Source organism: uncultured Tenacibaculum sp. (assembly GCF_947494125.1).
Taxonomy (GTDB): Bacteria; Bacteroidota; Bacteroidia; order Flavobacteriales; family Flavobacteriaceae; genus Polaribacter.
In genome coordinates, this window is sequence record NZ_CANLTU010000007.1 from 119,409 (window position 1) to 132,634 (window position 13,226).

14 protein-coding genes are annotated in these 13,226 nt (G+C 29.2%); 7 read left to right on the plus strand and 7 right to left on the minus strand.

Annotated features, from left to right (window positions below):
* Nucleotides 1-23 precede the first annotated feature (23 nt).
* Together Q0881_RS12500 and rlmB are read left to right on the plus strand one after the other, a co-directional pair.
* Nucleotides 24-758 carry a hypothetical protein gene (locus Q0881_RS12500; protein WP_299160755.1) on the plus strand — a complete coding sequence of 245 codons (735 nt, stop codon included), beginning with the start codon at nucleotides 24-26 and terminating at the stop codon, nucleotides 756-758.
* 82 nt (nucleotides 759-840) lie between these two features.
* On the plus strand, nucleotides 841-1,578 hold the full coding sequence (gene rlmB, locus Q0881_RS12505; protein WP_299160758.1) for a 23S rRNA (guanosine(2251)-2'-O)-methyltransferase RlmB: 738 nt from the start codon (nucleotides 841-843) through the stop codon (nucleotides 1,576-1,578).
* A 37-nt stretch (nucleotides 1,579-1,615) separates the two neighbouring features.
* Here the strand turns inward: rlmB and Q0881_RS12510 are convergent, their stop codons facing one another.
* Nucleotides 1,616-2,320 (minus strand): rhomboid family intramembrane serine protease, encoded by a 705-nt coding sequence (locus Q0881_RS12510; protein WP_299160760.1) that lies wholly within the window; start codon nucleotides 2,318-2,320, stop codon nucleotides 1,616-1,618.
* A gap of 76 nt (nucleotides 2,321-2,396) precedes the next feature.
* Between Q0881_RS12510 and Q0881_RS12515 the strand changes: the two genes are divergently transcribed.
* Nucleotides 2,397-3,668, plus strand: coding sequence for a replication-associated recombination protein A (locus Q0881_RS12515; RefSeq protein ID WP_299160762.1), 1,272 nt, complete (start codon nucleotides 2,397-2,399; stop codon nucleotides 3,666-3,668).
* Between the two features lie 5 nt (nucleotides 3,669-3,673).
* On the opposite strand, the gene Q0881_RS12520 is transcribed toward Q0881_RS12515, so the two are convergent.
* From Q0881_RS12520 to radC, 6 genes are read right to left on the minus strand one after another with little or no spacing between them, the layout of a single operon-like run.
* Nucleotides 3,674-4,405, minus strand: a complete 732-nt coding sequence (locus tag Q0881_RS12520) for a hypothetical protein (RefSeq protein WP_299160766.1) — start codon at nucleotides 4,403-4,405, stop codon at nucleotides 3,674-3,676.
* A gap of 2 nt (nucleotides 4,406-4,407) precedes the next feature.
* Nucleotides 4,408-5,775, minus strand: coding sequence for a DUF5723 family protein (locus Q0881_RS12525; protein WP_299160768.1), 1,368 nt, complete (start codon nucleotides 5,773-5,775; stop codon nucleotides 4,408-4,410).
* A 6-nt stretch (nucleotides 5,776-5,781) separates the two neighbouring features.
* Nucleotides 5,782-6,327, minus strand: a complete 546-nt coding sequence (locus tag Q0881_RS12530; protein WP_299160771.1) for a hypothetical protein — start codon at nucleotides 6,325-6,327, stop codon at nucleotides 5,782-5,784.
* A gap of 28 nt (nucleotides 6,328-6,355) precedes the next feature.
* Complete coding sequence (locus Q0881_RS12535) at nucleotides 6,356-7,033, minus strand: YjjG family noncanonical pyrimidine nucleotidase (RefSeq protein WP_299160774.1); 678 nt, start codon at nucleotides 7,031-7,033, stop codon at nucleotides 6,356-6,358.
* A 25-nt stretch (nucleotides 7,034-7,058) separates the two neighbouring features.
* Complete coding sequence (locus Q0881_RS12540) at nucleotides 7,059-8,363, minus strand: polysaccharide deacetylase family protein (protein WP_299160777.1); 1,305 nt, start codon at nucleotides 8,361-8,363, stop codon at nucleotides 7,059-7,061.
* 31 nt (nucleotides 8,364-8,394) lie between these two features.
* Nucleotides 8,395-9,081 (minus strand): DNA repair protein RadC, encoded by a 687-nt coding sequence (gene radC / locus Q0881_RS12545; RefSeq protein WP_299160782.1) that lies wholly within the window; start codon nucleotides 9,079-9,081, stop codon nucleotides 8,395-8,397.
* Between the two features lie 97 nt (nucleotides 9,082-9,178).
* On the opposite strand from radC, the gene trkA reads away from it, so the two are divergent.
* From trkA to Q0881_RS12565, 4 genes are all read left to right on the plus strand, one after another.
* A complete protein-coding gene (trkA, locus tag Q0881_RS12550) occupies nucleotides 9,179-10,525 on the plus strand; it encodes a Trk system potassium transporter TrkA (RefSeq protein ID WP_299160783.1) in 1,347 nt (448 codons plus the stop codon).
* On the plus strand, nucleotides 10,525-12,024 hold the full coding sequence (locus Q0881_RS12555; protein ID WP_299160785.1) for a potassium transporter TrkG: 1,500 nt from the start codon (nucleotides 10,525-10,527) through the stop codon (nucleotides 12,022-12,024). The genes trkA and Q0881_RS12555 overlap by 1 nt, the downstream gene beginning before the upstream one ends.
* Nucleotides 12,025-12,146: 122 nt before the next feature.
* Entirely contained in the window at nucleotides 12,147-12,344 is a 198-nt protein-coding gene (locus Q0881_RS12560; protein ID WP_299160788.1) for a hypothetical protein, read from the plus strand.
* A gap of 190 nt (nucleotides 12,345-12,534) precedes the next feature.
* Nucleotides 12,535-13,203, plus strand: coding sequence for a tail fiber protein (locus Q0881_RS12565; RefSeq protein WP_299160789.1), 669 nt, complete (start codon nucleotides 12,535-12,537; stop codon nucleotides 13,201-13,203).
* Nucleotides 13,204-13,226 lie beyond the last annotated feature (23 nt).

Consider the following 13,226-nt stretch of genomic DNA (forward strand, 5'->3'; position numbering starts at 1 on the left):
TAATAACATTAAAACTCAACAATATGAAGAATTTAAAATTACTTTTTTTAGCTACAATTACATTATTAACATTAAACAGCTGTACAGATGAAGTTGAACCTATGGGAACAAACTATGTTACATTCAGTGAATCAACTTATTCAACTGCTGTAGATGTAGGTGCTACAAAAACATTAGATGTAGCAATATACACAGCTAATATTTCAAACGCAGATAGATCTTTTGATGTCTCTGTTGACCAAGCTAATTCTACTGCTGCTGCTGGTTCATATACTGTACCAACTTCTGTTACAATTCCAGCAGGTAAAAATGAAGGTATTTTAGCTATTGAATTATCTGATGTTAATTTAGGGATAGGAGTTAACACAATAACACTAAATTTTGCTGCTAAAGCAGGTCTTTCAAATGGTGGAAGTACTACAGTTAGCTTTATTCAAAACTGTACTGAAATCTCTGGTACTTTAGACATTGTTTTTGATGGATATGGTAGTGAAACTAGTTGGGAGATTTTAGATTCTTTAGGAGGTGTTGTAATGTCTGCTGCTGAAAAAGATTATACAGACGGACAAGTTTCAGCATCAATTCCTGTAACATTATGTAGTGGTAGAGATTTTACTTTTACAATCAAAGATGCATATGGTGACGGATTAAGCTTTCCTAATAATGGTACCTATACATTAACTGTTAATGGAACTGTTAAAGCTCAAGGTGGTGGTGATTTTGGTTCTTCAGAATCTACTGCATTTGACACTAAATAATTTTATATTTAATTAATATAATTTCTAGACCACCTCTTTCGAGGTGGTTTTTTTATACAAGAAATTCAACTACATTTGCAGCATGGAAGAAAACACTACTATTTTTGGTATTAGAGCTATAATTGAAGCTATTGAAAGTGATGCGTCACTTAACAAGGTATATTTACAAAAAGGATTAAGAGGAGATTTATTTTTTCAGTTAGATAAATTATTAAAGAAAAACAAAATATCAACAAGTGTTGTTCCTACGGAGAAACTAGACCGATTATCTAAACACAATAATCATCAAGGTGCAGTTGCAAAGATTTCTCCTATAGATTTCCATAATTTAGAAACATTAATTGAAACTACATTAGAATCAGATAAAACTCCATTGTTTTTATTATTAGATCAAGTTTCTGATGTTCGAAATTTCGGAGCCATTATTAGAACTGCCGAATGTACTGGGGTAAATGGAATTATTATTCAAAAAAGTGGTAGTGCTCCTGTAAATGCCGAAACCATTAAAACTTCAGCTGGAGCAGCATTTAAAATGCCGATTTGTAAAGTAGATCATATTAAAGATGCTATGTTTCAATTACAAGCTGCAGACATTAAATTAGTAGCTGCAACTGAAAAAACAGAAGATTCAGTTTTTGACATTAATTTTAATCAACCTATAGCAATTGTTATGGGATCTGAACACAAAGGTGTTAGTAATTCAGTATTAAAAATGGTTGATTACAAAGCTAAACTACCTTTATTAGGGGAAATAGAATCTTTAAACGTTTCTGTGGCCTGTGGTGCTTTTCTTTATGAAACTGTGAGACAGCGTCAATAAATATAAAATTTTAAAATCCTGCTTTTTGCAGGATTTTTTATTCATTTTCTTTGTAAAAATATTTATAATTTAACTCTTCTATTTCAGAATTATCTTCTAATATTGGTGGAATATAATTTCCATTTTCATCAAACATTTCGTCAAAATCTGTTTTTGAAAACTCAAACTTATTTTTTACAATTCCTTTCTTTCTATAAAATACAGAAAAAATAAATCCAAATATCAATCCAGACAAATGTCCTTCCCAAGACATACCTTCTTTAATCGGGAACACATACCATACCATACTTCCATATAAAAAAATTGTTATTAAAGAAACTGCAACTAAACGATAATGCTTTTTTATAATCCCACTAAAAAAAATAAAACTAAAAAGCAAGTAAACAATACCACTTGCACCTATGTGATATGATTCTCTTGCTATAGCCCAAGTAAAAATTCCTGCTAGTACTCCTCCATAAACTAAAACTTTTAGCGCAACTTCTTTATAAAAGTAAAAAAGACATGCAGAGAGCACAAATAAAGGCACTGAATTATTAAATAGATGACTTGTGTCACTATGTATGAAAGGCGAGCTTAAAACACCTCTTAAACCTATTATTTTTCTTGGAAGAATACCAAATTTATTAAAATTGAATCCAAAATTAATTTCAATCCAATAAATAAACCATATAAAGAACACAAAAAGAAAAGGAATAAAAAAAACCTTATTTGAATATTTTAATTGACTATCTGTTTTCATTGTGTTTAAAATAACAAAAATAAATCCAAATGAAAATATCGGAACATCTGTCATAAAACTTTTCTATTTTTACAAAATGAATCAACCTTTGGCAGAAAGAATACGTCCACAAAATTTATCAGACTATATTAGTCAGCAACATTTAGTTGGTGAAAATGGAATTTTAACTAATCATATAAAGCAAGGTATTATTCCTTCATTAATTCTTTGGGGACCTCCTGGCATTGGAAAAACAACACTTGCCAATATCATTGCTAATGAATCTGGTCGTCCATTTTATACCTTAAGCGCTATTAGTTCCGGGGTAAAAGATGTTCGTGAAGTTATAGAAAAAGCAAAAAAAAGTGGGGGTTTGTTTACTCAAAAGAACCCTATTTTATTTATTGATGAAATTCACCGTTTTAGTAAATCTCAACAAGATTCATTATTAGGAGCTGTAGAAAAAGGTTGGGTAACATTGGTTGGTGCAACGACAGAGAACCCAAGCTTTGAAGTTATACCCGCACTACTCTCTCGCTGCCAAGTATATATCCTAAATTCTTTTGATAAGGATGATTTAATTGCGTTAATTCATAGAGCTATAGAAAAAGATGATTTCATATCTCAAAAGAAAATAATATTAAAAGAAACTGATGCTTTATTACAAGTATCTGGTGGCGATGCTCGTAAATTGTTAAATATTTTCGAATTGTTAGTTGCTGCTGACAATGAAGTAGAAATAACTAATGAATTAGTATTATCTAAAATTCAAAAAAACACAGTCCGTTACGATAAAACAGGTGAACAACATTATGACATAGTTTCTGCTTTTATAAAATCAATTAGAGGTAGTGACCCTAATGCCGCTGTATATTGGTTAGCTAGAATGATTGAAGGTGGAGAAGATGTTAAGTTTATAGCTAGAAGATTGTTAATTCTAGCTTCAGAAGATATTGGAAATGCAAATCCAACAGCTTTTATTATGGCTAATAATACTTTTCAAGCTGTTTCAACTATAGGCTATCCTGAATCTAGAATTATATTGAGTCAATGTGCAATTTATTTAGCAAATTCTGCTAAAAGTAATGCCTCTTATATGGCTATTGGTGAAGCTCAAAATTTAGTAAGGACCACTGGTGACTTATCTGTTCCTTTACATTTAAGAAATGCTCCTACTAAATTAATGAAAGACTTGGATTATGGTAAAGATTATCAATACTCTCATAACTATCAGAATAATTTCATTAATCAAGAATTCTTACCTGATGAAATAAAAAACACGAAGCTTTACGAACCTGGTAATAATCCTCGTGAAAATCAGTTTAGAGAATTATTAAAACAACGTTGGAGTGACAAATATAATTATTAAGTTAATTAAAATTTGACCTGATATCTTTCAATAACTCTTTCTTTATTTTTATAGTACTCGGCTATCCAAATATTATCTTTTTTATATAATAATCCATTTTTATCTTTGATAATGAAAACATCCTTAACATTTGTTTTCATTATTCGAAATACTACTTGAGGCTTAGAATCTATTATTTGAAAACCGTTTAATATAGGTTGGGCAAATAGCACTTTATCTGCTATTTTGGTTTCTTTTATTTCTTCTACTTTAGGTACTTCAACTATTTCTGGAGGAGAAACATTTTTCTCTTTCTTTATAATTTCTTTCGATGAATTATATCTATATTTTAAACTCTGAATAGATTTAAATGCATTTCTTATTGCTTCTTGATACCCTTTTTTATAATCTTTACTTTTTGTTTTTCCTTCTTTTGATAAAAAAACAACTTTATTATAACAATCTGTAAGTTCTATCGCAACCTTAGTCTTAAAAACACCAGATAAATCTTTTACTCTACCTGTTAATGCTTTACATCTATTTTTGGCTAAATCATCAGGCAATTTTTCATTACTAAGAAAAGTAGTAAATCCATATTTATTAAATAAAAACTTAGTTAAAGAACTTGTTTGATATTGATCAGCTTTCTTAGCAAAATCAAATCTAACAGGAACTATAACATATTTATAATCATTCACATTTTGTTGAGCAAAAGTTGATGCTGCAATCATTAAAAAAAGAAAAAATATTTTTTTCATATCTATTTAAAAATTAAATTCATTCCAAATTGAAATGAAGCTGTATTCACATCAGCTATATCAGTCATTCCAAAAATATTATCTACTAAACCGTAAACTTGAAATTTACCTATTTTAGTTGACAAACCAAAACCAACATTAGTATATGAGAAATCGTCTATTGTATACGTAAATTTTGTATTGATCTTTTGCGATAATTTTCGTTCATAAAACCCTGTTAAAGCAAATTTAGGACCAGTTGGTCTAAAAACAGAAAATAATTGTGCTCCTACCGAATTATTATAAAAGTCTTTATAAGTAATATCACTACAATTCTCTTCATTTCTACTTCTCCCCCACCCATACTTATATGAAGCATTAAACTTTATTGGTCTCATTACCGAATATGCTTTTTTATTTTCTTCTGAAGGAACTTGTTGCTTAAAATCGTTATTTAAATTTTCCCAATAATCAGTATTAGCACTATCATATAAAAACTCTATACCTGAAAAGGTATAATCTCCATTTGCTGTTACATTTCTTATATCTTCTGAATAATTGATAAAACCAATATCTAATAAACTTGCTGTTATTTTTGTTTGATTGTCTATTTGATAACTCAACCCTACATCAAAACCTATACCTAGATTTGAGAAAAAACCTTTACTAATTACATCTCCCGGAGTAATATCTTCTTCAGAATATAACCCTGAACTATATCCATTAAAATTTAAATTATTTAAGCTATGAGTATAAATATTATTTTGACCTAAACGTGTTGTAAAACTTCCTGTATTATTTGTTGATGTTACATTTGCTATTCCAGAATAAATTTTAAACCTACCTCCTAAAGTAAACTTAGAATTAATTTTTCTAGAAATTCCTACATGTAAAACACTTAAAACATCTGCTTTAATATTAATTTGTGATACTAAAAATGTTCTATTTAGGTTGGTTGCGTTTCCATCATTTACCAATTCAATAATATCTTTAGGGTAATTTGCAAAAAAATCGACTTCAGTATAAAAACCTACACTTAAAAAATCTCTATTGTTTAGTTTATAACTTCCACTTAAAACTTCAATTTGATTATTAAAGCTTACGTAGTCATCTACAGATATTCTGTTTATTGCATTTCTAACTTTAACATTAAAATTAATATTATCATTTCTAAATAAATCTGCTACTGTTACTTCTGATGCTCCCGCATTTAAATGAATTCCTGATAATAATGGTATTCCTATATGACTCTTATAGCTTGGTCGAATACTAGGGTTTAATAACATTGATTGTGGAATCTCATCAAAATCATAAAGCAATGGTTTATTTTGTCCATTTAACGACAAAACACTACATACTAATAGTACAATTAGTTTTAAAAAATTTTGCATTAATAATTAAATTTTAAAAGTAAATGTTCCAGCCGACTTTAAAACAAACTCATTTAAATCGTTAGGATCTATTGGCGTTCCGGTTACTGTTGATAATTCTAATGACACTCTAATCTTTTTTGTACTTAAAAACAAAGGTGAGCTATTAATAGTAATTACCTCTTTATGTTCAAATTTAGGTGTATTAGCCTGAATTAATAGTGGGGGAATTATATAGGTAGTGATATTTAAATCATCTAAAAATTGAATATTTAAATGTATATTTCTATTAAAAGGATTTGTTATTTCAAATTCAAAAACAATTTCTTCTAAATTCTCTTGAATTATTTCCTCTTCAATTATTGTTAATTCTGATTCATCAATTATAGGTCCAGTAATTTCATTATTCGTATTATCTAAAAAACTCAATGCAGGCATTTTAAAAAACACTAATGATGCTATATATTTAGGTTTTGAATCAAAATCATCAATTTGATTAAAATCAACATCTTTCACACATGAAAAGAACAATGATCCAAGTATTAGAAAAAAACAATATTTTTTTAGTATCATAGTTTAGTTTTCTTAAAACGCAACAAACCTATAAATATTGCTTTATTTCAACAAGAGATTTAACACTAGAAACTTTTGAACTTGTTTTATTAGTATTCGTAAAATAAATAGCTTCCATTCCTACATTTATTGCTCCTTCTACATCTGCTTCATAACTATCTCCAATCATAATTGAATTATGAGGCGCTGCTTTAGCCTTTTCTAAAGCAAATTTAAAAATTTTAGGGTTCGGTTTTTTTACACCTATACTCTCAGAAGTTATTACTTCCTTAAAATATTTATTAATACCTGATTTTTTTAGCTTGATATTTTGAACTTCTTCAAAACCATTGGTAATAATATGAAGCTCGTATTTTTTTATCAAATATTCTAAAAGTTCAAAAGTTCCTTCAAACAAATAATTATGATTAGGCAAATACGAAATATAATCTTCCGATATTATGTTTATCTGCTCATCAGATATTTTAAAATTTAAAGCATCAAAAGCTTCTTTTAACCTCTTATGTCTTAAATCTTCTTTTAAAATTTTATTCTCCCTAAACAACCGCCAATACTTTAAATTGATTGGCATATAAATTGCTAAAAACGTATCAATATTAATATTTAAATTTTGCTCTTCAAATATTTGTTCAAATGTAAGTTTAGAGTTTTTATCAAAATCCCATAAAGTGTGATCTAAATCAAAAAAAACGTGCTTAATGTTCATCTATATATAATAATTATATTATTCTTTAACTTCTAACTATTTTTAACATAGAGCTATATACTCTTGTCCATCCTTTCCATCTCTGATAATTACTCAAGCTTTCATTATGAAAAACAGTAATAAAAGTACCATTAACAGCTTTAACTTCATTTTTTAAATCTCTAATTTTCCCTAAAGATTGTTTTGCAGTTAATTTCATATAGTCATTTAGTGTAGAATCTATCAATGCAAAAGGAAAAACTTTTAAAGGAGTTTGAATTTCAAATTCCAAATCATAGAAATAAAAAGGGGTACATGTACTTGCCCTAAAACCAGTGTAATTTGGATATCCCATTGAATAATCTTCTTCAATCTCTAAATCAATTAATTTTTGGTAGGTCTCTGGTAAAGACATTCGTAAATAATGTTGGCGAGATCGCTTAATAGGCATATTAGTAATATTCTCTAACCTCTCCTTTTCTTTTTTTAATAAGACTCCATTGTTCATTGTATAATAAGACGGGTGCAAACCAACGCGGGCATAGTCAACCATGTCTTTTATTAACAATTTAAACTTACTTTTTGATGTAGAAACATTGGTGTCAAAAGTTGTGTAATCTCCTATTAAAAAGAAAAAAATTGTTCTTACTTGATATATTTTCTTTAGCTCTAAAATCGTTTTAAAAGTATTAAAAGGATCTCTTTTAATACTAAACAGCACAGCGAATCTATCCCATATCGTAAAAATTTTAAACTGAGAAATATCTTTAAGAAAACCTCCTATCGTTCTTATAAAACTTTTATACTTATAAGCAAAAGCATTGTCAACATCAATTGTAGAAATATATTTGTACTTTCTTGTTGAATGCTCATAATCAGGGAACTTAACTTTTAGTTTTTCTAAAAATTTATATGCCCAAATATCTATTAATGGTTGCTCCAAAAAATTATTCTTAAAAGCAATACTTTCTTCAGCTGAAAACCTTCCATATTCATCTTTTATATGAGGCAAATACTCTTCATATCTTGATATTAAATAAAAGCTTGCCGCAAAAATATCAAATGGTATTTCTGATTGCTCTCCAGTTAAAAAAAAACAAGAAGCATCATCCCATTTTTGAACATTTATATCAAAATTTTTAACCCCTTGTTGAAATAGTAACTCATTACTTTTTACAAAAAACTCTTTTCCCAAAGCAACATTTGTGTATGAAAACTTTGCTCCATTATAAGCTACAAAATCTTCAACCTTTCCTGTAAAATCTATTGGAATTTGTAAAATACGGGTAAAAATGTGTTTAAAAATATAACGCACTCTAGGAGTAACCTTATGAGTATAAATTAGTATCATAATCAATAAATAGTATCCGTAAAGCCAATAATTATAAAATTATTTCATCGGCAAAGCTAAAATAAGCTTTTTCGGTAACTATTAAATGATCTAACAATTTTATGTTAAGTGTAACTCCTGCCTTTTTAATTTTTTCTGTAAGCTCAATATCTGAGCTGCTTGGCTTTAATTTTCCTGATGGATGATTATGACAAACAATAACTCCTACTGCAGATAACTCTAAAGCTCTCTTGTACAATAATCTTATATCAACTAATGTTGCAGTAAATCCACCTTTACTCAATTGAAATTTTTCTAATACTTTGTTTGAATTATTTAAATATAACGCCCAAAATTCTTCATGTTGAATATCACCTATTAAAGGCTGAACAATATTAAAAACATCTTTAGAACTATGAATTTTTAAAATTTCTTTCTTTTCTGTAAACTGTTTTCTTTTTCCAAACTCAAGAGCCGAGACTATTGAAATTGCCTTGGCCTCCCCTATTCCTTTAAATTTCATTAAAGCTTCTATTGATAATTTTGACAAACTATTCAAATCATTATCAACTGATAATAAAATTCTTTTAGACAATTCAACAGCAGTTTCTTGCCGGTTACCTGCTCCAATTAAAATCGCAATTAATTCTGCATTTGAAAGTGTACTTTTCCCGTTCAACATAAGTTTTTTACGCGGCCTGTCATCTAAAGCCCAAGATTTAATAGATATGTTTTTCATAATAATTTATTTGTATAGCATTTATAAATATAATTCATTTTTTGCACAACCCAAAGAAGCACAGTATCTTTGCGTTCTATCTTTTTTAATAAAAAATATGAAGATTATCATAGCCGGGGCTGGAGACGTAGGTTTTCATTTGGCTAAACTCCTTTCTTACGAATCACAAGATACCTATGTAATAGATTTTGATGGTGAAAAACTAAATTACATCAATAATCATTTAGATGTAATCACTAAAAAAGGAGATGCTACCTCAATCAAACTCTTAAAAGAAATTGGTATAGACTCTGCTGATTTATTATTAGCTGTTACAGAAAGTCAGAATACAAATTTTACTATATCTGTAGTTGGTAAAGCACTAGGCGTAAAAAAAACAATTGCTAGAATTAATAATCCAGAATTTTTAAAAAACGATTGCATCAATTTTAAAGATTATGGTGTTGATTTTATGATTTCTCCTGAAGAGTTAGCTGCTGAAGAAATAAAATTTCTTTTAAATCAGTCTTCTTTTAACGATACTGTAGCTTTTGAAAATGGTGTTTTTAACATCATGGGAACTACGCTAGGTTATAAATCTCCCATTTTAGATTTAACTGTAAAAGAAGCTAAAGATAAATTTAGTTTAGTCGATTTTATTACAATCGCGATTAAACGAGAAGGAATAGCCCAAACTATTATTCCTCGAGGTGACACACCTTACAAAATGAACGATCAAGTTTATTTTTCAGTACCAAGTTATAGTATAAATAAATTGCATCCTATTATTGGTAAAGAACAAATAGACATTAAAAATGTAATGATACTTGGTGGAAGTAGTATTGGCCGAAAAACCTCTAGAAATCTTTGCAAAGACAATTTTAAAGTAAAATTAATTGAGCGTAAAAAAGAAAAAGCACTAAATATTGCTGAAGACTTAAGAGATACTTTAGTTATTCATGGAGATGGTAGAGATCTAGGACTTTTGGAAGAGGAAAATATTAGAGAGATGGATGCTTTTATTGCCGTTACAGGAGATTCTGAAACTAATATTATGTCTTGCTTAGTAGCTAAATCTAAAGGTGTTAAAAAAACAATAGCCTTAGTTGAGAATATGGATTATATAAACATCTCTCAAACTATTGGAATTGATACGCTTATTAATAAAAAACTAATTGCTGCTAGTAATATTTTCCGTCATATACGTAAAGGAGAAATATTAGCTTTAGCAAACTTACATAATATAGATGCTGAAGTTTTTGAATTTGAAGTTCAAGAAAATGCCAAAGTAACTAAAAAACCAATTAAAGAGCTTCGATTTCCTAGAGAAGCTGTTTTTGGTGGCGTAATAAGAGATGGAAAAGCTCACATGTCTTTTGGTGATTTCCAGTTGCAAAGTGGTGATAAAGCAATTGTTTTTTGTTTACCAGAAGCTATATCAACAGTAGAAGATTTATTCAACTAATGGAAAGTCTTAATTTTAAACTAATTTATCGATTTTTAGGAATAACTGCAATTCTTAATGGATTGTTCATGTGGCTTTCTTTACCTTTTAGCTTTTATTATGATGAACCATCTAAATGGGGAATTTTAAATGCAGGTATTATTACAATTGCTTTAGGATTAGTTTTTTATTTTTTCAACAAACCTGATAACAAAAAAATTCATAAAAAAGAAGGGTACCTCATCGTTACTTTAGGTTGGCTTACCTTATCATTTACTGGGATGCTTCCTTATTTATTATCAGGTAGTATCCCAAGTATCACCAACGCTTTTTTTGAAACTATTTCTGGATATTCCACTACTGGGTCTTCTATTTTAACAGATATAGAGTCTATGCCTAAAGGAATACTTTTTTGGCGTAGTGCTACGCATTGGATTGGTGGTATGGGAATAATTGTATTAACCATTGCCATTTTACCTTTATTAGGTATTGGAGGAATGCAATTATTTATGGCTGAAGCTCCAGGCCCTTCAACAGATAAATTACATCCGAGGATTACTGATACCGCTAAACGTTTATGGTTAATATATGTATTATTAACTGCTGTAGAATTCTTACTCTTAAAAGTAGCAGGAATGAATTGGTTTGATGCCTTAAATCATGCTATGGCAACTGTTAGTACTGGTGGATTTTCAACAAAAAATGCAAGTGTAGCTCATTGGAACGGAACTCCAATGATACAGTATATTATTATCTTTTTTATGTTTATAGCAGGTACTAATTTTGTACTTACCTATTTTGCTTTAAAAGGAAAAGTTAGAAAAGTTATACAGAGTGAAGAATTTAAATATTACTTATTCGGAACATTAATTATCTCGGCTATTGTGGCTGTAATGATTCTTTTTTATCAAGACCCTGCATTACAAACTACAATTAACCACCCTATGGTTTGGGGAAAAGCAGAAAGCGCTATTAGACACTCCTTATTTTCAGTAATATCAGTAGTGACTACTACAGGATTTGTTACTGCAGATTTTACGATGTGGAGCTTTTTTGTAACTGCTGTTTTCTTCTCTTTATTTTTCCTAGGAGGTTCAGCAGGATCTACTTCTGGTGGTGTAAAAGTTGTTCGTCATATAATAATGCTAAAAAACAGTTTTTTAGAATTTAAAAAATCAATACATCCAAATGCTATTATACCAGTTCGCTACGATGGTAAAGCAGTAAATCAAACTATTGTATTTAACATACTTTCTTTTTTCGTTTTATATATGCTTATTTTTATCATAGGTACTGTAATATTAGCTTTCTTTGGCTTAGATTTATACTCTGCATTAGGGGCTTGTGCTTCTTCTTTAGGGAATATAGGACCGGCAATTGGAAGCGTTAGTCCCGTAGATAACTTCAATCATTTATCAGCAGGAGCCAAATGGTTTTGTTCTTTTTTAATGCTTATTGGACGTTTAGAATTATTTACTGTTTTAATTCTACTTACACCTTTCTTTTGGCGTAAAAACTAAATCCTAAAATATTTTTCACTTTAAATAAAGGTTGTTTTCATTCTTACTTTTAGGGGAAAAACACCCCTATAAATAAATCTCATGATCTTAAATTTGGTATCATCAAACCAAACTTATTTAATATGAGGTTAAAAAATAAATTTATTGGATCATCAACTGTAATAAAAAATAATCCGATGAACGTTCCCCAAACATCAAAAAACATTCTTTCTCTTACTGGTTTCACTGATAAATTAACCGTCAACTCAAAACCTAAAATTAATTTATTTCTTACAGATATAGTTCCGTTTTCAACAACAGAAAACCTAATCTATTTGTAAGTTATAATATCTCTAAACTGTTTTTTCTTTTTAAAAAGGAGAAAAACGCTTGTTACAAAAAAACACACACTCATTCCTAAAAAAAGCTCTCTTAGTACTTTTAAAAAAAATCTATGATTGTCACTAGTAACTTTGTTTTAGGAATTATATAAAATCAAAAAAAACATTAACCAAAACCAAACTATTTATTATGAAATTAAAAATTAAATTTATCGGATTATTGTTTATCTGTTTATTATCTGCCACAGAAAGCAACGCTCAAGAACCTATGTTAGGAGAAGTTAGGATATTTGCAGGGAATTTTGCTCCAAGAGGATGGGCTTTTTGCGACGGACAATTATTAGCTATTTCTCAAAATTCTGCTTTATTTTCCTTATTAGGAACAATGTACGGAGGTGACGGAAGAACTACTTTCGGTTTACCAGACTTACGTGGTAGAGTAGCGATGAGTGCTGGTCGTCATCCTGGCTCAGGTTTTGACTATAGAGTAGGACAAAAAGGAGGGCAAGAATATCACACTTTAACTATTCCTGAAATGCCTTCTCATAATCATTTAACTACTAATAATACCAGTACAGACCAACATGTTTTACTAAGTACAGCTACAGCTGTAAATGAAACTCCTGCAGCTGGAGATGTTCCAGCAGTAGCTAATATCCCTGCTAGTTTAGGTGTTACAAACGTTAAATCTTTTGGTCCTCCAACCGCAGGCAATGTTGTAAATGGGCAAACTTTAAGCGGAAATGCTGGCTTACAAATTTTAAATAATGGAGGTAGTCAAGCTCATAATGTTAGACAACCATATGTAGTAGTTAGATACATAATTGCTTTACAAGGCTATTTCCCTTCTAGAAGCTAAACTTCTATTTTTCAAATTTATCA